The organism is Pseudomonas sp. WS 5412, from assembly GCF_012985615.1.
Lineage (GTDB): Bacteria > Pseudomonadota > Gammaproteobacteria > Pseudomonadales > Pseudomonadaceae > Aquipseudomonas > Aquipseudomonas shahriarae.
On the sequence record NZ_JAARMB010000003.1, the window covers coordinates 390,290 to 410,433 of the forward strand.

Genomic DNA, 20,144 nt, shown 5'->3' on the forward strand with positions numbered 1-20,144 from the left:
GTCTCGACAGTCGCAAGCCCCATTGGCCCGTATCAGCTTAGAACACTGGCGGGCAGCAAGTTCAGCAGTGAGTGCTATACCGCGCTGAACCGCTGCGCCAGGCGCTGCTCGGCAAACTGCTCAAGGATGAAGTCGACAAATACCCGGGTCTTGCCCGGCAGCAACTTGTGTTCGGCGTAATACAGGGAGATGTTGCCATCATCGACGTACCAGTCCGGCAGCACCCGCACCACCGCGCCACTGTCGAGGAACGGCACGGCCATCGGCATGCTGACCAGGGCAATACCCAAACCTTGGGTGCAGGCGCAGCACGCGGCTTCGGAGTCGCCCATGGTCATGCGCGGCTTGAGCATCAACGGCCGCTGTTCGCGGGCGCGGTTGGTCAGTTGCCAGGTGCGCACGCGGCCGGTTTGCGGCGAGCGGATCAGGATCCCATTGCACAGCCCCAAATCTTCGGGGACGTGCACGGGCAGGCGCTTGGCCAGGTAATCGGGCGAGGCCACCAGAATCCGGTGGGCCGGGGTCAACTTGCGGGCGACCACCCCCTGGGGCAGCTCGAACCCGCCGCCAATGGCTGCGTCAAAGCCCTGGCCGATCAGGTCGACTTGGCGATTATCAAAATGCCAATCCGGACTGATATCGGGAAAGCGCCGCAGAAACTCCGCCAGCAACGGCACCACATAACGGTTGCCGAACACCGTGCCCATACTCACCTTGAGCGTGCCCACCGGCCGGCCTTCGGCACTGGCCAGGTTGGCCACGGCATTCTGGATGGTGGTGAGGCTGGCGCTGACCTGCTCCAGAAACAGCTTGCCGGCTTCGGTCAATGTGAGGCGCCGGGTGCTGCGCTGGAACAGCCGCACCCCCAGGCGCGCTTCAAGCTTGGCCACGCTTTTGCCGACGGCGGCCGGCGTCAGGCTCAGGTGCCGGGCCGCTTCGGCAAAGCTGCCGCCTTCGGCACTGCGCACGAAGCATTCGATACTGCCGAAGCTTTCCATATCGCATCACTCTAAACTTTTGGTTTACACAGACTATAGCAATCACGGTCTACCGAGGGATGCCCGCGAGGGCGATACTCGGCGCCAACAACAAGGCACCTGCGCCTTGCATCATTGGGAGATCGACATGACCACGCAAAACCTCAGCGGCAAAGTTGCCTTGATCCAGGGCGGTTCCCGCGGCATCGGCGCCGCCATCGTCAAGCGCCTGGCCGCGCAAGGTGCAGCTGTTGCCTTTACCTACGTCAGCTCTGCGGCCAAGGCCGAGGCCCTGCAGAACAGCGTGATCAGCGACGGCGGCAAGGCCCTGGCGATTCACGCCGACAGCGCCGATGCCGTGGCCATTCGCAATGCGGTCAACGCCACTGTCGACGCGTTCGGGCGCCTGGATATCCTGGTGAACAACGCCGGGGTGCTGGCGGTCGGCCCGCTGGAGGATTTCAAACTGGAAGACTTTGACCAGACCCTGGCCATCAACGTGCGCAGTGTGTTTATTGCCACCCAGGAAGCTGCCCGGCACATGGGCGAAGGTGGTCGCATCATCAATATCGGCAGCACCAACGCCGAGCGCATGCCTTTCGCCGGTGGCGGCCCCTATGCAATGAGCAAAGCCGCGCTGGTGGGTTTGACCAAAGGCCTGGCGCGCGACCTGGGGCCACGGGGGATTACCATCAACAACGTACAACCGGGCCCGGTGGACACCGATATGAACCCGGCCGACAGTGAATTTGCCGAGAGCCTGATTGGCTTTATGGCGGTGGGTCGTTATGGGCGCGTCGAGGAAGTGGCCAGCTTTGTCGCCTATCTGGTAGGGCCGGAAGCCGGTTACATCACCGGCGCCAGCCTGACCATTGATGGTGGTTTCAGCGCCTGAGCACCCTATAAGAGCCGGCTTGCCGGCTCTTATAGGGTGCTCAGCGCATCGGCGGCAGGCCATACGCAGCCAGATCGAACTCCGCGAGTTTGCGGATGATCTGGTCAGCGTGAGCGTACTTGCTGTCGGCCATGGCTTCGTCGGGCACCGCAATGGCAGTCATGTTCGCGGCCTTGGCAGCGGTCACGCCAAACGGTGAGTCTTCAAACACCAGGCAATCCTCGGGCGCAACGCCCAGGCGGCGGGCAGCGGTAAGGAAGATGTCCGGCGCAGGCTTGGCTGCGCCGACTTCCGGGTCGTCGGCGGTGACAATCGTACCGAACAAGCCAAACCATTCGCGGTGCAACGTGGTCTTGTGCCCAAACGAATTACGCGACGAACTGGTGCCCACGGCTATCGGGATATTGTGCGCACTTAAATGCCGCACCAACGCCTCGGCGCCCGGCATGCCCAACGCCTTGGGAAAACGCTCGCTCATCAAGGGCTCACGGATACGCAGGAACTCCTCAGGCGTGATCGGCAAGTCCAGCGCCTTGACCACGTACTCGGCCAGGTCCTGGGCGCCACGGCCAATGATGTGCTGCTTGATGCCCCAGTCGTAGGTACGGCCATAGCGCTCGGCGATGATCTGCGTGACTTCGGTGTAGATACCCTCGGTATCCAGCAACAACCCGTCCATATCGAAAATCACGGCCTTGATCGGGCCAACAGCAGTACGCGGTGCGTTCATCACAACAGATCCGTGGCAGATGACTAAAAGGATTCAGCACAATAACGGGGCCTCGGGCCTACAAGCAACCGCAACCGCCCGCCTCTGGTTTCAAGCGGCTCTATCCAGCACACTTGGCAGCCTCACCTGACGCGACCCCTTCTATGCTCTTGCGACTTGCTGCCGACTCCCTGGTGTTGTTTCACCTTGGCTTCATCCTGTTCGTGTTGTTCGGCGGCCTGCTTGCCCTCAAGTGGCGACCGGTCATGTGGCTGCACCTGCCCGCTGCGGCCTGGGGCGTTGCCGTAGAAGTCTTCCATCTGCCCTGCCCCCTTACCCGCTGGGAAAACCTGCTGCGCCACCTCGCCGGGCAAGAGGGTTATGGCGCAGGGTTTATCGAGCACTACATCATTGCCCTGATCTACCCCGCGGGGCTGACGCCACAGATCCAACTGGGCCTGGGCGCCCTGGTCTTGCTGATTAATATTGCGGTGTACGCACGCCTGATCAGGCGAGGGCCACGGGCGGGGAACTGAACGTGTTGGCCTAGCCTTTTGGCTGCGCCAGAAACTCAACAATCAATGAAGTGACCTGCTGCTGAATCACCTCACGCGGGCGGGCACCTTCGCCATCACGGCAGATCATGCCATCGCCCGGCGAACTCTCTTCAATCAACGCCTCCCCGCCCGGCTTGCACACGGCCATAAAGCTGAAGTGAGTGGCGTCGCTGATTTCGACATAGCGCATCGCTGCCGCTGGCAGGCGTTTGGCCAAGTCAGCGGATTCCAACTCGGCGGGAAGCTCCGTTGAGGGCACGCCCGCAGCAATCACCAACGTCGGCACCGGCAACGCCGCCAGGCTTTGATCGGTAAAGCCACGGGACAGACCCAGGTCCAGTGAAACAATGGCAGTCACACGCTTGTCACTCAAATCCGCTGCCAACGGCGCCTGCACTGGGTTCATCTGCTGGTAGACCGCGCAAGGGGCCAACTGCAGGTGAACCTTGCAGTCCTGGGCAAAACGCACGGGGTCGAAACGGGCACCGGCAACTTCCAGCGCCGTCCAACCGCCCAGCGAATGACCCACCACTGCAATTCGATCGGGCTGTGCCTTGCCAAATTGCTTTGGCTGCGCCAGCACCGCGTCGATAGCGCGACGAATATCCACCGGCCGCTGCCATAACTGCGCGGCGGCTTGAGCACTGCGGTCCTTACTGGTAGTGCCAGGATGATTGACCGCCGCCACGATAAACCCCCGCTGGGCCATCGCACTGGCCAACCACACCTGGTTGCCCCAACTGCCGCCGAAACCATGGGAAAGCACCACCAACGGGTACTCACCCACCGCCGCAGGCGCATCACGCACGGCCAGGGCACTGAAAAACACCGGGTTGTCGTCGATCACTTTTGGCGTGGCAGTGGTGGAGCTGGGGTACCAGACCACCATCTCCAGCGGGCGTTCTTTGTTTGGGTCTGCCAGGGTCGAGGTTTGGAAGCCGACAGGGTTGTTAGTGGCAAGGGCCGTGGTGGTGGCGCAGGCGAGGAGCAGAGCGACTAGGGCTGCTTTCAATGGGATCTTCCTTGAGGGGAGCGAGTACACGCAGGGGCTCTACGTGTTTCCACATTATTCCCATATTGCTGTTTTCCATGCAGCAGAAATCACAGCCCCCCGTTTTTCTCTAGGAAAACTGAGGGGTTGTGGCTTCAGAATGTGGCGGTGAAGAAGAGATTCGAAACTACCCGTTCGTCGTCTTCGCCCACAACTGCACATCCACGATAAAGCGGGGCCGGAAGTCGTCGCAGATCCCGGCCCCGGCAGGCGCGTCAGCGACACCAATATCTTTGGCGAGGGGACTGATATACCAGTCCTACGGGGCCTGGTTTCCATGCCCACACAAAAAGGCCCCCAGACCTGGCTTAGGTATGGGGGCCTTTTTGACATAAGCGGCGTTACTCATAACGCTTACGCCTTGCGCACCAACTGGCACTGGGTCAGCTTGCCCGGAGGATCATTGCGCGTCAGGGTCAGGCCGTCCAGCGTACCGGCCGCCTCACCGTTGTAATTGAATACGTCGCCTTCGATTGCTCCCGCTTCCCATTCGCCCTCGAAATATATGCCTTGGCGAATCTCCCCTAACTTGATGCTTTCGGGGTCATAGAGGTCATACTGGCTTTGAAGGTCGTATTGCTCACTCATAGGTAACGCTCCTTGTTATGGTGGCTCATTGTAAGCACAGCGGCCGGCGCGGCGAGGGTTCCTTTCTGTTCGTTAAGCGCCTTATTGAAAGGCTTGCCACAGTTGATAGCAGAAAATCCACATTAACAGAGAGCCCGCAGCCAAACCGCTTAGCACTGAAGGGACCAAAAAAAGCCACCATACCCTTTGTGACCGAACTTGGAATAACTGACTTGATGCGATGAACCGCTGGATAAGCTCTGGCCCACTCATGTTTTGTATCATCGCGCTCGTTCGAGACATATGGATGTTGCTCCATATCATCTTGATGACCTCCCAAGCTATAAATAACACCAGAGAAAGCACAGCAAGAAGCCCACAGAGCGCATACAAACGGGGCGGTAGCTTTGGGGAAAGCGTGGACCAAAGCCCAAAAAAACCTGCATATCCTGCTACTAAGATGAGGTTGATATAGGTTCCGGCACTAGCCATCTGCCTTTCGTGCACCTGCATCAGTGCATTAGCGCCCTTATCTCCTTCCAGATGACGCTGAAACTCTTTGAGTTCATCAATAGCTTCCGAATGCGTATTCACCACGGTTTCCACCTGCTCATTCCATCGCTGCTGATTCATCTCGTTCCGCTCCATTAGAGAGTTATTACAGCTGGGGCTCGCGGACACACATGCCGACCGGCGTCGAACCCAATATGCGCCAGATGATTTGGCGTGAAAACCACCCTAAGCTTCGGGCTCTGCACGCTCAGTTTTTCGCACCAATGAAGAGCGCCAGTCCCATGGTGGTCCCATGGGGCTATTTTTTGGACGCCAAAAACCACAAACCCCCGACTTTCTCTAGGAAAACCGGGGGTTTGTGTTTACTTAATGTGGCGGTGAAGGAGAGATTCGAACTCTCGATACAGTTTCCTGTATACACACTTTCCAGGCGTGCTCCTTAAGCCACTCGGACACTTCACCGTATCTCGTCAAACTGATTCAGTCTGTCGAGGCGCGCTAATGTAGTCGAAAGCTTTTCCGATGGCAAAGGTTTTTTTCAGAATTTTCATGCGCTTAGACGGTTATCTCGGCTCCCTTCTCTGCGGCGCGGGGTGAAGGGTGGCGATTGTGCCATTTTCAAGGCTTGTCGGCAGGCGTGCGCAGGGGCTGGCGAGCGCTGTCGTAGGCTGCTGCAGGCCCGGTGGCTGGGGAAAGTCTGACTGGCCAGTCAGTCATGGCGCTTTACCGGGGCGGTCATGCTGGGTAACGTCTGCGGCCTGCCCTTCTATTAAACGTATTACAAGGAATCGCGTCATGAGTGAGTTGATTGCCTACCACCTCGAAGACGGTATCGCGACCCTGACCTTGAGCAACGGTAAGGTCAATGCCATTTCCCCTGCCGTGGTCAGTGCGTTTAATGAAGCGCTGGACCAGGCCGAGAAGGATCGTGCGGTGGTGATTATCACCGGTACGCCGGGGATTCTGTCGGGTGGTTATGATTTGAAAGTGATGACGGCTGGCCCCAAAGAGGCGGTCAGCCTGGTGACGTCGGGTTCGACCCTGGCGCGCCGACTGTTGTCGCACCCGTTCCCGGTGATTGTGGCGTGCCCTGGGCATGCGGTGGCCAAGGGGGCGTTCCTGTTGTTGTCGGCCGATTACCGGATTGGTGTCGAGGGGTCCTTTAGCATTGGCCTGAATGAAGTGATGATCGGCATGACCATGCACCATGCCGGGATTGAACTGGCGCGGGATCGCTTGCGCAAGTCGGCGTTTCATCGTTCGGTGATCAATGCCGAGATGTTCACCCCGCAGGACGCGTTGAGTGCCGGTTTCCTCGATAAGGTGGTGGCACCCGAAGAGCTGCAAGCCGCGGCCCTGGAAGCGGCGCGGCAGTTGAAGAAGATCAATATGAATGCCCACAAGCACACCAAGCTGAAGGTGCGGAAGGCCCTGCTGGAGTTGCTGGATAACGCGATCATCCAGGACCAGGAACATCTGGGCTAATCACCCACACCGGCCTCAATCAAAGCCCGTGGCGAGCGGGCTTGCCCGCGTAGGGCTGCAGAGCAGCCCCCTTTAAAGCCACGGCAATTATCCAGTCAGCTCCCACAGGTAGTTTTGGGGCTGCTTCGCAGCCCTACGCGGGCAAGCCCGCTCGCCACAGGGATTCTTCTTACGGCCTAGTGTTAATCGCCTTGCAGCCGCTCTAGATGGCATCTGTCTCCATCTGCTGAAACATGTCCTTAAACATCGCCCATCTCCTACCTCTACTGGGGTAATTGCCGAATACAGTGCACGTCCGTACACTGCGCCACCTTTTGTCCCGATGGGCCGTGTCGATGCTTTATTGTTTACGCATGTTATTGATGGGCCTGCATTTTCTGATCGCCGGTGTGCTCGGAGTATTGCTGGGTGTGTGCCGGCCGCTCAACCCGGATAACAGTCGCCTGTGCGCACGCCTGTATGCCCTGCCCGCCATGTGGATCCTACGCCTGCAGGTCAAGGCACAAGTGGACTCGCTGCGCGACAAGCCGAACAGTTGCGTGATTATTGCCAATCACCAGTCCAACTATGATTTGTTCGTATTCGGCAACGTAGTGCCCTATCGCACCGTATGTATCGGTAAGAAAAGCCTGAAGTGGGTGCCGCTGTTCGGCCAGTTGTTCTGGCTGGCGGGCAATGTGCTGATTGACCGAGGCAATGCGCAGAAGGCGCGGCGGTCGATGTTGACCACCACCCATACCCTGCAACACGAAGAAACTTCGATCTGGGTGTTTCCGGAAGGCACGCGCAACCTGGGCGAATCGTTGTTGCCGTTCAAGAAGGGCGCGTTCCAGATGGCGATTGCCGCCGGGGTGCCGATTGTGCCGGTGTGCGTCAGTACCTATGTGACCCATATGAAGCTCAATCGCTGGAACAGTGGCGATATTTTGATCCGGTCATTAGCGCCAATTCCTACAGCAGGATTGACGATGGATGACATGCCCGAGTTGATGGAGAAATGCCGGGGGCAGATGGTCGAGTGTATTGAAGCCATGGATCAAGCACTGCAACAACCCTGAAGGCCAGCCGGCTCCTACAAGATGGCGTTTCAGGCTAAGCTGGCCGGTTACTGCCACTTGTAAAGAAGCGATCAGCATTATGGGTAGAGTTGTTGCGGCGGCCGTCTATAGCGCCGGGAAAAAAATCCAGAATATCACCCTCGATGAAGGCGCCGCCTGGGCGGCCAAGCCCGGTCACTTTGTGTGGATCGGCCTGGAAGAGCCCGACGCCCAGGAGCTGGCCAACCTGCAACGCCAGTTCAACCTGCATGAACTGGCCATCGAAGACGCCCTGGAAAAACACAGCCGCCCCAAGCTGGAAACCTTTGGCGACGCACTGTTTATCGTGACCTACTCGCCGGTGCGCCATGAGGGCAAGCTGGAGTTTATCGAGACCCATATCTTCGCCGGCAAAGGCTATATCATCACCGCGCGCAACGGCCACTCGGCGTCCTACGGCTATGTGCGCCAGCGCTGTGAGGCGCGGCCGCTGTTGCTGGAGCACGGGGAGGATTTCGTACTCTATGCGCTGCTGGATTTTGTCACCGAAAACTACCAGCCGGTGAGCGAGGCGATTCATGCCGAGATCGACGCGCTGGAGCACAACGTATTGTGCAACTCCCTGAATGAGCGCGATATCCAGAACCTGCATGGCCTGCGCCGCGACGTACTGCGGCTGCGCCGGCATGTAGCGCCGATGGTGGAAATCAGCGAGGAACTGCAGAAGCTGGACTTCCCGTTTATCGACAAGAACATGCGCCCGTACTTCCGCGATGTGGAGATCCACGTCACGCGGCAGATGGAAGACCTTTCGACCCTGCGCGACATCGCCAGCCAGACCATCGAGATCGGTGTACTGCTGGAAGCCTCGCGCCAGAGCGTGGTGCAGCGCAAGTTTGCAGCCTGGGCGGCGATCCTCGCCTTCCCCACAGCGGTGGCCGGGATCTACGGGATGAACTTCCAGAATATGCCGGAGCTGCAATGGCACTACGGCTATTTTGCGGTGCTGGGGTTTATCGCGACGGGGTGCACGGGGTTGTGGGCCAGCTTCAAGCGCTCGGGGTGGCTGTAACCTGCCCACCCCGACCGCTCACAGTCAGGCGACCTGCGGCTTGTGGGCCACAAAACGCATCATCCATTCCGCCACGGTCACGCCGTGGTGGTCGCGTGCAAGGCTGGCGACACCTTGCTGATAGATCTGCTCGCCCAGGTTGAGCTGGCGGATATCGAGCAAGGCCCGGGAGTAGTCGTGGATAAATTCCGGGTGGCCCTGGAAGCACAGCACCTGGTCATTGATGTGGTAGGCAGCAAACGGGCAAAAGTCGCTGGAGGCGATCACCGTGGCATTTTCCGGCAATGCCGTGACCTGATCCTGATGGCTGATCAACAGGGTCAGTTCTTCCACCACCGGGCTCATCCACGGTGCCTTGGCGGCCAATTGATAGTTGTGGGTGCCCACGCCCCAGCCCTGGCTCGCACGCTCGCTCTTGCCGCCCAGCAGCAGCGCCAGCAGTTGATGGCCGAAACAGATGCCAAGCAGCTTGTCGCCCCGCTCATAGCGGTTCAACAGGTAGGCCTTGAGGGTTTCGATCCACGGGTCGGTCGCGAAGGAGTCCGCTTTGCTACCCGTGACCAGGTAGGCGTCGAACACTTCGCTGTCCGCCGGATAGTGACCTTCCATGACGTTGTAGACGACGAATTCGGCGGCAATCGGCTGCTGCGAAAACAGGCGCTGGAACATCTGCCCGTAACCTTGATATTGATCGACCAGTTCCGGACGCAGGATATCGGTTTCCAGAATGCAGACGCGTAGCGACATAAAAAATACCTGACACGGTGATGGGAATAACGCACACCCACCAGCCTGCCTTGAAATACCCTTTCAAGGCAAGCCCCACCCATGCCCGGTCGGGAGGTTAGAACGTCGTGCCCTGGGCGGCTTTTTCCAGCAACAGCGCTGGCGGGCTGAAGCGCTCGCCATACTGCTCGGCCAGGTAACGCGCCCGGGCCACAAAGTCGTTCAGCCCATACTGGTTGATAAACTGCAGCGCCCCGCCGGTCCAGGCCGCAAAGCCGATGCCGAAGATCGAGCCGATATTGGCATCGGCAGTGGACATCAGCACGCCCTCCTCCACACACCGCACCGTTTCGATGGCCTGGATAAACAGCAGGCGGTCGCGCACGTCCTGGGCGCAAATCTGTTGGCCCGGCTTTTCAAAGCGCACCTTGAGTTCTGGCCACAGGTATTTCTGGCCACCATTGGGGTACTCGTAGAAACCACCGCCCGCCGCCTTGCCTGGGCGCTTGTACTCATTGAGCAGCAGGTCAATCACTGCAAACGCCGGATGCTCGGGCAGGGCCTTGCCTTCGGCATGCAGATCCTTGGCTGTCTGCTGGCGGATATGGCTCATCAGGCTGAGGGAAACTTCGTCAGAGATCGCCAGCGGGCCAATCGGCATCCCGGCCTTGCGCGCCTCGGTCTCGATCATCGGCGCGGCCACGCCTTCGCCGAGCAGGGTAATGCCTTCATTGGTGAAGGTGCCGAACACCCGCGAGGTGAAGAAGCCGCGGCTGTCATTCACCACAATCGGGGTCTTCTTGATTTGCAGTACGAAATCAAAACCACGAGCCAGGGTTTCGTCGCTGGTGTTGGCGCCCTTGATGATTTCCACCAGGGGCATTTTTTCCACCGGGCTGAAGAAGTGCAGGCCAATAAACTTGCCTTGATCAGGCACCGCGCTCGCCAGGCCGCTGATGGGCAAGGTGGACGTATTGGAAGCTATCACCGCGTCAGCGCCTACCACCTGCTGGGCGGCGGCCGAGACCTTGGCCTTGAGGTCGCGGTCTTCGAATACGGCTTCGATGATCAGGTCGCAACCGACCAGGTCGGCATCGCTATCGGTAGGATGGATCCGCGCCAGGGTGCTTTCGCGCTGCTCAGGGGTCAGTTGCCCACGGCTGACCTTCTTGTCCAGCAACGCTGCCGAGTGGGCCTTGCCCTTCTCTGCCGCTGCCAGCGTGACGTCCTTGAGCACCACCTCCACGCCCGCCGATGCGCTGGTATAGGCAATCCCCGCGCCCATCATGCCGGCGCCGAGGATGCCGACCTTGCGTGTGACATACGGCGCAAATCCCCCAGGGCGTGAGCCGCCGGCGTTGATTTCGTTGAGCTGGAACCAGAAGGTGCCGATCATGTTCTTCGCCACCTGTCCGGTGGTGAGTTCGGTGAAATAGCGGGTCTCGATCAGGTGTGCGGTGTCGAAGTCCACTTGGGCGCCTTCCACCGCAGCACAGAGGATTTTCTCCGGCGCGGGGAAGCAGCCATTGGTTTTGCTGCGCAGGATCGACGGCGCAATGGCGAGCATTTGTGCGACTTTGGGGTTGGACGGTGTGCCACCGGGGATCTGATGACCCTTGATATCCCAAGGCTGCCTGGCCGTCGGATTGGCCAGGATCCAGGCCCGGGACTTGGCCAGCAGTTCGTCGCGATCCGCCGCCAATTCGTCGATCAAACCGGCCTGCAGAGCCTTTTGCGCGCTGATCTTCTTGCCTTCCAGCAGGTACGGCAAAGCCTTCTCCAGGCCCAGCATGCGCACCATGCGCACCACCCCGCCGCCGCCCGGCAGCAAGCCGAGGGTGACTTCCGGCAAGCCGATCTGCACGGCTGGGTGATCCAGCGCCACACGGTGCTGGCACGCCAGGCACAACTCCCAGCCTCCGCCGAGGGCCGCGCCGTTGATCGCGGCCACCACCGGCTTGCCCAGGGTTTCCAGGCTGCGCAGTTGCGCCTTCAGGCCCAGGACCATGTCGTAGAACGCCTTGGCGTGGGGCTTGTCGACTTTGATCAGTTCATTGAGGTCGCCGCCGGCAAAGAAGGTTTTTTTCGCCGAGGTAATAATGACCCCGGCAATCGCGTCCTTGTCCGCGTCCAGACGCGCGACGGTGGCGGCCATGGCCTCGCGGTAGGCTGCGTTCATGGTGTTGGCACTCTGGCCGGGCATGTCGAGGGTCAGCACCACGATCTGGTCCTGGCCTTTTTCGTAACGAATGGCGTCGGTCATGACAAATTCCTTAGGCTCAGAGGCGTTCGATAATGGTGGCGATACCCATGCCGCCGCCCACACAGAGTGTGGCCAGGCCGTAGCGCTGCTGGCGCGCCTCCAGTTCGTCGAGCAAGGTGCCGAGGATCGCGCACCCCGTGGCCCCCAGCGGGTGGCCCATGGCAATCGAGCCGCCATTGACATTGACCCGGGCAGCGTCGATGCCCATGTCCTTGATGAACTTGAGCACCACCGAGGCAAAGGCTTCGTTGACCTCGAACAGGTCGATGTCCTCGACCCGCAGGCCGGCCTTGGCCAGGGCCTTGCGAGTGGCGGGCGCGGGGCCGGTAAGCATGATGGTCGGGTCGGTGCTGGTCACCGCCGTGGCAACGATGCGCGCACGCGCATGCAGCCCCAGTTCACGACCACGGGCCTCGGAGCCGATCAGCATCAAGGCCGCGCCATCGACAATCCCGGAGCTGTTACCCGGTGTGTGCACATGCTGGATGCGCTCGACATGGCTGTAGACCCGCAACGCCGTGGCATCAAAGCCCATCTGCCCCATCATTTCGAAGCTCGGCTTGAGCTTGCCCAGGCCCTCGAGCGTTGAGTCGCCACGGATAAATTCGTCGTGATCGAGCAACACGATCCCGTTCTGGTCCTGCACCGGGATCAGGGATTTCTTGAAGGAACCCTCTGACCTGGCCCGCGCCGCTTTCTGCTGAGAGTGTAAGGCGAAGGCATCGACATCTTCGCGGGAGAAGCCTTCCAGGGTGGCAATCAGGTCGGCACCAATCCCCTGGGGCGTGAAGTGGCTGTGCATATTGGTCTGCGGGTCCAGCACCCAGGCACCGCCGTCACTGCCCATGGGCACGCGGGACATGGACTCGACACCGCCCACCACCACCAGGTCCTCGAAGCCGGACCGCACTTTCATCGCACCGAGGTTGACCGCCTCCAGGCCCGACGCGCAGAAGCGGTTGACCTGCACACCGGCGACGCTGACGTCCCAGTCGGCCACCAGCGCGGCGGTCTTGGCGATGTCCGCGCCCTGATCCCCGACCGGCGTGACGCAACCGAGCACGATGTCATCCACCTGGCGCGTGTCCAGGTCGCTGCGCTGTTGCAGGGCGGTGAGCAAGCCGGCCAGCAGGTTCACCGGCTTGACGCTGTGCAAGGCGCCATCGGCCTTGCCTTTGCCCCGGGGCGTACGTATCGCATCAAAGATCAAAGCTTGGGTCATGACGTCCTCGAACCACTGTGCAATGGAGCTCTCAAGGGGAGAGCCGACCGTGCCCTTACCTTAAGCGCCGCGAGGGCAGATTCAATGACCGATGCGCTCATTGACCTTGACGACCACGCTCAGACGAACGGTAGGAGACTATCGGAAACACCGGGTTAATCGTTTTAGCTGTCTAGCCAAGGGGCTGGGGCGCAGATGGCTATATGCCTCATGCTTTTTTAAACGGCTTTCAATATAACTTGATACGAAAGCGTTCTAAGTCAAGCCCGACAAGGGCTCTAAGGTTGAATCAGTAAGAAGTGTATGACGCTGCTGCCGGGTCTTGCTGGAGCAGCTGTAAGAAAAATGCCATCTAGCCGGCTTAATGTAGCCAATGATGGTGCTTGGCTCAGGAATAACAACAAAAGGCAGTCAGCCATGTTCAAACAATCGAAAGTTCGCCAGGCGGGGCTTATTCTCTTCGCCACCACACTGATTCTGATTTTGCCCAACCTGACCAAGATCATTGGTTGAGCGGGCCGATCACACCTGAATACTCAAGCTTTTGGCAGCACCGTCCGGGAAACCGCCTAGAGCGTTCCCGTAACCGGGGCTGCCTTTTTTGCCTGCGGTTTGGTGGTGGTTGTCCGGTATCCTGAGACCCTATCGCCATTGCCGGATGGGCCCTGCCTTGAAACACCTTATCGTTCTGTTGCTGCTGATCCTGGCCTACCCCGCCAACGCCGCCTCGTTGACCATCGAGCTGGATCACAGCCGCACCACGTGGCAAACCGCAGACCTGCTCAAGCACCCGGCTGCGCAGACCGTGCAGATCGTCGATGACGTTTCCTACAAGCGCACTATGACCTATCGCGCGGTGCCGCTGGCCGCACTCTTACCGGGCCTGCTGGCGCATAACCATGTGCAGGCGGTGGCGCTGGATGGTTTTGCCGCCGAACTGGCCGCCGCACCGCTGCTTCAGCAAAGCGGCGCCCAGGCGTGGCTGGCGGTGGAAGATCCGGTTCATCCTTGGCCGCCACTGGCCACTGGCAAACCCAGTGCCGGGCCGTTCTATCTGGTATGGACCCGGCCCCAGGCGAGCGGGATCAGCCCGGAACAATGGCCATTTCAGATCTCGACGATCAAACAGCTGAGAACCGTTGCCGAACGCTTCCCGGCGCTGCTGCCGGACCCGGCGCTGGCGGTGAATGACCCGATCAACCAGGGGTTTGCCCTGTTTCAGAAAAACTGCCTGGCCTGTCATCGTCTAAACGGCGCGGGTGACGCGCAGGTAGGGCCGGATCTGAATCTGCCCTACAGCCCGACCGAGTATTTCGGCGGCGACTTCCTCAAGCGTTATATCCGTGATCCCCAGAGCCTGAGGCATTGGCCGCAAGCCAAAATGCCAGCGTTTGCCGCCAGCGTGTTGCCGGATGCCGACCTGGAGTTGCTGGTAGGGTATTTGAAGCATATGGCCACGCGCAAAACCGACGCGCACTGATAGAGCCGGCTAGCCGGCTTCAGCAGGATGCGGCGGGGATTATTGCTGCTGCACCAGAATCACCGGGCTCGGTGCCACAAATACCCTGGCATGCATCTGCTCGTGCCCGCCGCCACGGCGCATGCCGCGCACCGGGCATGCATCGAGGTAATCCAGGCCCACTGCCAGTTTCAAATGCCGCTCCGGGCGCGCCAACTGGTTGGTCACATCGAAGCTGTACCAGGCGTCATCCAGCCAGGCTTCGGCCCAGGCGTGGCTGGCCAGGTGTTCACTGTCCTCGCTGTACAAATACCCCGACACATAGCGCGTGGCGATCCCCAGGCTGCGCGCGCAGGCCAGGAAGGCGTGGGCATGATCCTGACAAACCCCGGCCCGCCCGGCGAACGCCTCGGCCGCGCTGGTCTCCACTTGGGTGGCGCCCGGCACATAGGCGATGTGCTGGTTGAGGGCGTGCATCAGGTCAATCAGGGCAGTGCGATCCCGGCGCTTGCCACAGTGCTGCTCGGCAAAGGCACGCAGGGCCTCGTCCGGTTCGGTCAGGCGCGTGCAACGCTGGAAAGGAAATGGCGACTGGCTGTCATGCTCGGCCTCGCGCCACTCGTCGATATCCACCTGGCCCCGGGCGCCGATGATGATTGATTCATGGGGCTCATCCAGGGTCAGCACATGCAGGATATTGCCGAACGGGTCCAACTGGGCCCGTACCGGACGCGGCAGATCCAGCTGCCAACTGAGCACATGCTGACGCTCGCTGTCGTGAGGGGTCAGGCGCAGGTACTGGATGCTCGCGCGCACCTGGTCTTCATAGCGGTAGGTGGTTTCGTGGCTGATGGAAAGTCTCATGCCGCCTCCAGGTAGGAATGGTGAATGGCGTTACCCAACTGGCGCACCAGGGGGATGAAGTCGGTCAGCCAGGCGTGCAGGCCTTCCTCGAGGATTTCGTCAATCGCGGTAAAGCGCAGGCGCGCGTCCATCTCGGCGGCCAGGCGCTGCGCCGGGCGGCCGTTGAGGCCGGGCAGGCTGGCGAGGATCTGGTCGATTTCTTCGCTGCACGCGCGCAAAGAGCGCGGCACATCGGCACGCAGCAGCAACAGTTCGGCCACCTGACGAGCGCCGGGGGCATCACGGTAGATTTCGGTGTAGGCCTCGAACGACGACAAGGCCCGCAATAGCGCACTCCATTGGTAGTAAGCGTGGGCGGTACCATCAATCACCACTTCGGCCTGGTCACCGGCCATCTCGTAGCGGGCATCCAACAGGCGCAAAGTGTTGTCCGCCCGTTCGATAAAGGTGCCCAGGCGAATAAAGCGAAAAGCGTCGTTGCGCATGATGGTGCCGTAGGTGGCGCCGCGAAACAGGTGGGAGCGTTCCTTGACCCATTCGCAGAAACGGCTCATGCCATAACGGCTCAGGCCTTCCTGGGCGATGACGCGAATATCCAGCCAGGTGGCGTTGATGTTTTCCCACATGTCGGCGGTGATTCGCCCACGCACGGCATGGGCACTGGCGCGGGCGGCACCCAGGCAACTGTAGATGCTCGCCGGATTGGCGGCGTCCAGGGCAAAGAAGTGCAACAAACGCTCGGCATGCAATTCGCCGTGACGCGCGTGATAGTCGTCCAGGGTGCCGGTGATCAGCAGGGGCATGGCCAGTTCGTGCAGGCCATCGCCGCGTCCATCCTGGGGCATCAGCGACAGCGAATAGCTGACATCCAGCATGCGCGCGAGGTTTTCCGCGCGCTCCAGATAGCGCGACATCCAATATAAATCCGAGGCAGTTCTGCTCAACATGGCTTCAATCCTCCACCACCCAGGTGTCTTTGGTGCCGCCGCCCTGGGACGAGTTGACCACCAGCGAGCCTTCACGCAGCGCGACACGGGTCAGCCCGCCCGGCACCACGCGGGTTTCCTTGCCCGACAAGACGAACGGCCGCAGGTCGATATGCCGCGGTGCGATGCCGTTTTCGACAAAGGTCGGGCACGTCGACAGGCACAGGGTCGGCTGGGCAATGTAGGCATGGGGCTTGGCCTTGATCCGTGCGCGAAAGGCTTCGATCTCGGCGGCCGTGGCGGCTGGCCCGACCAGCATGCCGTAGCCACCGGAGCCCTGGGTTTCCTTGACCACCAGCTCTGGCAAATTGGCCAGCACATGGGACAGCTCGTCAGGCTTGCGGCACTGGAACGTCGGAACGTTCTTCAGAATGGGTTCTTCATCCAGGTAAAAGCGGATCATGTCGGTGACGAAGGGATACACCGATTTGTCATCCGCCACCCCGGTGCCAATGGCATTGGCCAGCACCACATTACCCGAGCGATAGGCGGCCAGCAGGCCCGGCACGCCGAGCATCGACTCCGGGTTGAAGGCCAACGGGTCGAGGTAGGCATCGTCGAGACGCCGGTAGATCACGTCCACCGCCTTGGGCCCGTCGGTGGTGCGCATGAATACCCGGTCGTCACGCACGAACAGGTCGGCCCCCTCCACCAGTTCCACGCCCATTTCCCGGGCGAGAAACGCATGTTCGAAAAACGCACTGTTGAACCGCCCAGGCGTCAGTACCACCACACTGGGGTTGTCCAGCGGGCTGGAACTTTTCAGGGTGTCGAGCAGCAGGTTGGGGTAATGGTCGATCGGCGCGATACGTTGGGCGGCGAACAGTTCAGGGAACAGGCGCATCATCATCTTACGGTCTTCGAGCATGTAGCTCACACCGCTGGGGGTGCGCAGGTTGTCTTCCAGCACGTAGTACGTGCCGTCGCCATCCCGTACCAGATCGACCCCAGAGACGTGGGAATAGAGACCACGGTGCAGGTCCAGGCCCTGCATCGCCAGTTGGTATTGCTCATTGGCCAACACTTGCTCGGCAGGAATAATCCCGGCCTTGATAATGCGTTGGTCGTGATACAGGTCGGCGAGGAACAGGTTCAATGCCTTGACCCGCTGAATACAGCCACGTTCGACCACCCGCCACTCACTGGCGGGAATGCTGCGCGGGATGGTATCGAAGGGAATCAGGCGCTCGGTGCCCTGTTCGTCGCCGTACAGGGTGAAGGTGATACCGGCGCGGTGAAACAGCAGATCGGCTTCACGGCGGCGCTGGGCCAGCAGTTCGGTCGGGGTTTCAGCCAGCCAACGGGCAAACTCGCGATAGTGAGGCCGGACCTGGCCGACCTCATCGTACATTTCATCGTAATAAGTGCGGATCATGCCGAACTCCTTGTCACCCGGACGCAACGGACTGTCGCAAGGCCCGTGCCAGCGGCATAAACACTTAAGTATCAATCAGTTGGATACAGTAAAAGGCTGCTACGCACCGTCCTGGTGCAGTTAACGCCCGCGCGTTGCCACGCGCGCTTCAAAGCGACGCAGGCATTGCCTATCACCAGCATAGTCAGAGTTGATTTCACTGCCCGGGAAAGCCTGCGGATAATCACCCACATTCGCTGAACAGGATTCGTCCTACAGCATCCCCACAGCACCGCCGGTAATTTGCTCGTGCAAGTACCGACCGGTTCCCCTTCTTTCCGGTCTTCCCTTTTGGCCACCCTGCTCGGGTGGCCTTTTTTTTGTGGAGGATTTTTCGCAATAAGTTCCCAGTACTTTGCCGCGCCACAAACAAAATCGGCCGACCCAAGGGTCAGCCGATACGCTGCTTTATTGATCATGCGACTACATGGGTAACCCACGAACCTCGTGCTTCACACCCCATCCTTCGATAATCCCGCCCAAGGGCTCGACTACCGCCTCAAAGTCCTGCTCGAAATCACCTATACCGTCATAGGTGGCGAACATGACTTTGCTTAATTCCAGGAACCAGGCGCCATCATCCCGCGCACTGACCTGGGCATTGATCGACTCGCCACGAAACCGACCCGCAGCCCGGCGCGCACGTTCCTCGTCCGGGAAAATGGCGTAGAACTCGATGGGGTGGAAACGTGAAAAGTCAAAGCCGCCCTCTTTCATGCGGCGTAACACGTGGGTGCTGATGTCTTCTTGATAGGCTGTGCTCATGAAACGTCCTCCTGAACCGATGGATAGACTTTCCGTGCTTCCCAGGGCCTGCGCGTGAACAGCGCAGGTGGACGGCAATGACATCGCCGCAGGAAAACAAGCATGTAGCTGACAAGACCAGACCTTAGCGATTCATTCGCTGATCTCCCTTGCAGAGTAGCGCGAAGCTATCAGCTCCACCAGCAGCGCTTTAACAACGTACAGGGAATATTCAGGGGGCGGGAGAGATGTCGAGGATCTGGATACTGTTCTGATCCTTCAGGCTTTTCACCGTCGGTTCGGCGATGCGACCGTCCAGGTCATTGAGGTCCAGTTTGGCGGGGATGGGCAGTAATTTGGCGCGAATCATCTGTGCGGCGACTTCGAGGCTGGGCTTTTGCGCGCAGCTGAACTGCTCCACGGACTGCACGCCGTGATCATCAACGAAGGTAACTTGCCAGTTTTGCATCAGTGCCTCCTCGATAAAGCCCATGGATGGGCTTATACCTATCTGGACCTTGAGGGCGCGGCGATCGTTCCACTCAAGGCAGGAGGCACCTGATCGGTCGGGCTTACGGCTTCTCGGCCGCTGCCTTGAGGGCTTTCAAGGTGTTGAAGGGGGCTTCAACCACAAACTTGTTGGCCAACCAGGAAGGCACGCTGCCGCCTGGCTCGGTGTGGACCTGGTAGGTCACTTCGGTCTGGTCGGCACCTTTGGGCACCAGTTTCCAGAAGCCTTCTACCTGGGCCACACGCACATAACCCTTCTCTTCCGGCAGATAGGTGGGTACTTCCAGCAGCTTGCGGGTCACGCTGCCATCGGCAGCCTGGGTGGTGGTGATTTCCAGGATCGAGTCACGATCGGTCACCGGGAACGGCGCCTTGAACTGGGTGTAGGTCCAGCTCTTGTCGCCTTCCTTCTTGAGCAACTTCTGCGACTTGCATTCGTGAATCCACTTACAGGCACCGACGACATCGTCCTGCAGGGCCTGGACCTTGGCCAATGGCGCCTTGATCACAGTAACGCCGCGATAAGCCTTGTACTTGGAGCCAGCCACTTCACTCAAGGCAACTTTGATCCCTTCTTCATCCTTGGCAACCTGCCACTCTTCTGCCTGTGCAGCAGCCGCAAACAACACCGTAAAACCGCACAACACAGCCATTCGTTTCAGCGAACCCATTGGTGTATTCCTTATTGTTGAAGTTCTGACATTAAAGCCCACTAAGCCGCCGTCATCTGCTCCCACCAGCCGATCAACCTGATCGCTTCTTCCTGGCTACTACCACAGACCTCAAGATCTGCCGCAAAGGCACCGCACACCGCAGGCCGCTCCGGCTGGCCAAACAATTGGCACAGCTGTTCGACCGACAGATGCAGGCAGCGTTCGCCTGCGGGTTTGCCATTAGGCATACCGGGCAACGGCGAACTGATGGAGGGGGCTATACAGCAGGCGCCACAGCCTTCACGGCATTTCATGACCAACAGGTCCTCGACGACATAGTGTTGATGGCCGGGCTAGAGTACGCCCTAAAACATCCGTTTTAAAATGGTCTAACAGGGGTTTTTCGCAGAAAACAAAAGTGACCGACCAGTCTGCGACAG

General features: G+C 59.9%; 23 protein-coding genes and 1 tRNA gene. 7 read left to right on the forward strand and 17 right to left on the reverse strand.

Annotated elements, in window-relative coordinates:
* Positions 1–74: 74 nt before the first annotated feature.
* Positions 75–998, reverse strand: coding sequence for a LysR family transcriptional regulator (locus HBR94_RS06790; protein ID WP_170044422.1), 924 nt, complete (start codon positions 996–998; stop codon positions 75–77).
* A gap of 127 nt (positions 999–1,125) precedes the next feature.
* Between HBR94_RS06790 and HBR94_RS06795 the strand changes: the two genes are divergently transcribed.
* The gene (locus HBR94_RS06795; protein WP_128592846.1) at positions 1,126–1,872 is read left to right on the forward strand and encodes a 3-oxoacyl-ACP reductase family protein; all 747 of its coding nucleotides are present in this window, start codon (positions 1,126–1,128) and stop codon (positions 1,870–1,872) included.
* 40 nt (positions 1,873–1,912) lie between these two features.
* On the opposite strand, the gene HBR94_RS06800 is transcribed toward HBR94_RS06795, so the two are convergent.
* The gene (locus tag HBR94_RS06800; protein WP_057439545.1) at positions 1,913–2,602 is read right to left on the reverse strand and encodes an HAD-IA family hydrolase; all 690 of its coding nucleotides are present in this window, start codon (positions 2,600–2,602) and stop codon (positions 1,913–1,915) included.
* Between the two features lie 143 nt (positions 2,603–2,745).
* On the opposite strand from HBR94_RS06800, the gene HBR94_RS06805 reads away from it, so the two are divergent.
* Positions 2,746–3,117, forward strand: a complete 372-nt coding sequence (locus HBR94_RS06805; protein ID WP_057439546.1) for a DUF2784 domain-containing protein — start codon at positions 2,746–2,748, stop codon at positions 3,115–3,117.
* A 10-nt stretch (positions 3,118–3,127) separates the two neighbouring features.
* Here HBR94_RS06805 and HBR94_RS06810 read toward each other — a convergent pair whose 3' ends face one another.
* From HBR94_RS06810 to HBR94_RS06825, 4 genes are all read right to left on the reverse strand, one after another.
* Positions 3,128–4,150, reverse strand: coding sequence for an alpha/beta fold hydrolase (locus HBR94_RS06810; protein ID WP_170044423.1), 1,023 nt, complete (start codon positions 4,148–4,150; stop codon positions 3,128–3,130).
* Positions 4,151–4,543: 393 nt separating this feature from the next.
* Positions 4,544–4,777 (reverse strand): hypothetical protein, encoded by a 234-nt coding sequence (locus tag HBR94_RS06815; protein ID WP_170044424.1) that lies wholly within the window; start codon positions 4,775–4,777, stop codon positions 4,544–4,546.
* Positions 4,778–4,858: 81 nt separating this feature from the next.
* The gene (locus tag HBR94_RS06820) at positions 4,859–5,389 is read right to left on the reverse strand and encodes a hypothetical protein (RefSeq protein WP_170044425.1); all 531 of its coding nucleotides are present in this window, start codon (positions 5,387–5,389) and stop codon (positions 4,859–4,861) included.
* Positions 5,390–5,641: 252 nt separating this feature from the next.
* Positions 5,642–5,731 (reverse strand) — tRNA-Ser (locus tag HBR94_RS06825).
* Positions 5,732–6,064: 333 nt separating this feature from the next.
* Between HBR94_RS06825 and HBR94_RS06830 the strand changes: the two genes are divergently transcribed.
* The 3 genes from HBR94_RS06830 (at position 6,065) to HBR94_RS06840 (ending at position 8,863) form a co-directional block, all read left to right on the forward strand.
* Complete coding sequence (locus HBR94_RS06830; protein ID WP_170044426.1) at positions 6,065–6,754, forward strand: crotonase/enoyl-CoA hydratase family protein; 690 nt, start codon at positions 6,065–6,067, stop codon at positions 6,752–6,754.
* A 335-nt stretch (positions 6,755–7,089) separates the two neighbouring features.
* Entirely contained in the window at positions 7,090–7,812 is a 723-nt protein-coding gene (locus HBR94_RS06835; RefSeq protein WP_170044427.1) for a 1-acylglycerol-3-phosphate O-acyltransferase, read from the forward strand.
* A gap of 79 nt (positions 7,813–7,891) precedes the next feature.
* Entirely contained in the window at positions 7,892–8,863 is a 972-nt protein-coding gene (locus HBR94_RS06840; RefSeq protein ID WP_115128735.1) for a magnesium and cobalt transport protein CorA, read from the forward strand.
* Positions 8,864–8,887: 24 nt separating this feature from the next.
* Here HBR94_RS06840 and HBR94_RS06845 read toward each other — a convergent pair whose 3' ends face one another.
* The 3 genes from HBR94_RS06845 to HBR94_RS06855 form a co-directional block, all read right to left on the reverse strand.
* Entirely contained in the window at positions 8,888–9,610 is a 723-nt protein-coding gene (locus tag HBR94_RS06845) for an amidotransferase (protein ID WP_057439578.1), read from the reverse strand.
* Between the two features lie 97 nt (positions 9,611–9,707).
* Entirely contained in the window at positions 9,708–11,852 is a 2,145-nt protein-coding gene (locus HBR94_RS06850) for a 3-hydroxyacyl-CoA dehydrogenase NAD-binding domain-containing protein (protein WP_169989626.1), read from the reverse strand.
* Between the two features lie 16 nt (positions 11,853–11,868).
* The gene (locus tag HBR94_RS06855) at positions 11,869–13,074 is read right to left on the reverse strand and encodes an acetyl-CoA C-acetyltransferase (RefSeq protein WP_169960807.1); all 1,206 of its coding nucleotides are present in this window, start codon (positions 13,072–13,074) and stop codon (positions 11,869–11,871) included.
* 303 nt (positions 13,075–13,377) lie between these two features.
* On the opposite strand from HBR94_RS06855, the gene HBR94_RS06860 reads away from it, so the two are divergent.
* On the forward strand, positions 13,378–13,587 hold the full coding sequence (locus HBR94_RS06860) for a hypothetical protein (RefSeq protein WP_169960798.1): 210 nt from the start codon (positions 13,378–13,380) through the stop codon (positions 13,585–13,587).
* 157 nt (positions 13,588–13,744) lie between these two features.
* The gene (locus HBR94_RS06865; RefSeq protein WP_262377326.1) at positions 13,745–14,554 is read left to right on the forward strand and encodes a cytochrome c; all 810 of its coding nucleotides are present in this window, start codon (positions 13,745–13,747) and stop codon (positions 14,552–14,554) included.
* A gap of 39 nt (positions 14,555–14,593) precedes the next feature.
* On the opposite strand, the gene HBR94_RS06870 is transcribed toward HBR94_RS06865, so the two are convergent.
* The 8 genes from HBR94_RS06870 to HBR94_RS06905 all read right to left on the reverse strand — a co-directional run bounded on the left by HBR94_RS06870 (position 14,594) and on the right by HBR94_RS06905 (position 20,018).
* Positions 14,594–15,397 (reverse strand): transglutaminase family protein, encoded by an 804-nt coding sequence (locus HBR94_RS06870; RefSeq protein WP_057960372.1) that lies wholly within the window; start codon positions 15,395–15,397, stop codon positions 14,594–14,596.
* Positions 15,394–16,344 carry an alpha-E domain-containing protein gene (locus tag HBR94_RS06875; RefSeq protein WP_057439581.1) on the reverse strand — a complete coding sequence of 317 codons (951 nt, stop codon included), beginning with the start codon at positions 16,342–16,344 and terminating at the stop codon, positions 15,394–15,396. Before HBR94_RS06875 ends, HBR94_RS06870 begins: the two co-directional genes overlap by 4 nt.
* A gap of 4 nt (positions 16,345–16,348) precedes the next feature.
* Positions 16,349–17,758: a circularly permuted type 2 ATP-grasp protein gene (locus HBR94_RS06880; protein WP_057960374.1), complete on the reverse strand. Its 1,410-nt coding sequence runs from the start codon at positions 17,756–17,758 to the stop codon at positions 16,349–16,351.
* 71 nt (positions 17,759–17,829) lie between these two features.
* Positions 17,830–18,216 carry a hypothetical protein gene (locus tag HBR94_RS06885; RefSeq protein ID WP_162947763.1) on the reverse strand — a complete coding sequence of 129 codons (387 nt, stop codon included), beginning with the start codon at positions 18,214–18,216 and terminating at the stop codon, positions 17,830–17,832.
* Between the two features lie 4 nt (positions 18,217–18,220).
* Positions 18,221–18,562, reverse strand: a complete 342-nt coding sequence (locus HBR94_RS06890; RefSeq protein WP_029299641.1) for a ribonuclease E inhibitor RraB — start codon at positions 18,560–18,562, stop codon at positions 18,221–18,223.
* A gap of 211 nt (positions 18,563–18,773) precedes the next feature.
* Positions 18,774–19,010 (reverse strand): hypothetical protein, encoded by a 237-nt coding sequence (locus HBR94_RS06895; RefSeq protein ID WP_225923814.1) that lies wholly within the window; start codon positions 19,008–19,010, stop codon positions 18,774–18,776.
* Between the two features lie 103 nt (positions 19,011–19,113).
* Complete coding sequence (locus tag HBR94_RS06900) at positions 19,114–19,722, reverse strand: START domain-containing protein (RefSeq protein WP_057439582.1); 609 nt, start codon at positions 19,720–19,722, stop codon at positions 19,114–19,116.
* A 41-nt stretch (positions 19,723–19,763) separates the two neighbouring features.
* The gene (locus HBR94_RS06905; RefSeq protein ID WP_076961156.1) at positions 19,764–20,018 is read right to left on the reverse strand and encodes a YkgJ family cysteine cluster protein; all 255 of its coding nucleotides are present in this window, start codon (positions 20,016–20,018) and stop codon (positions 19,764–19,766) included.
* Between the last annotated feature and the right edge of the window lie 126 nt (positions 20,019–20,144).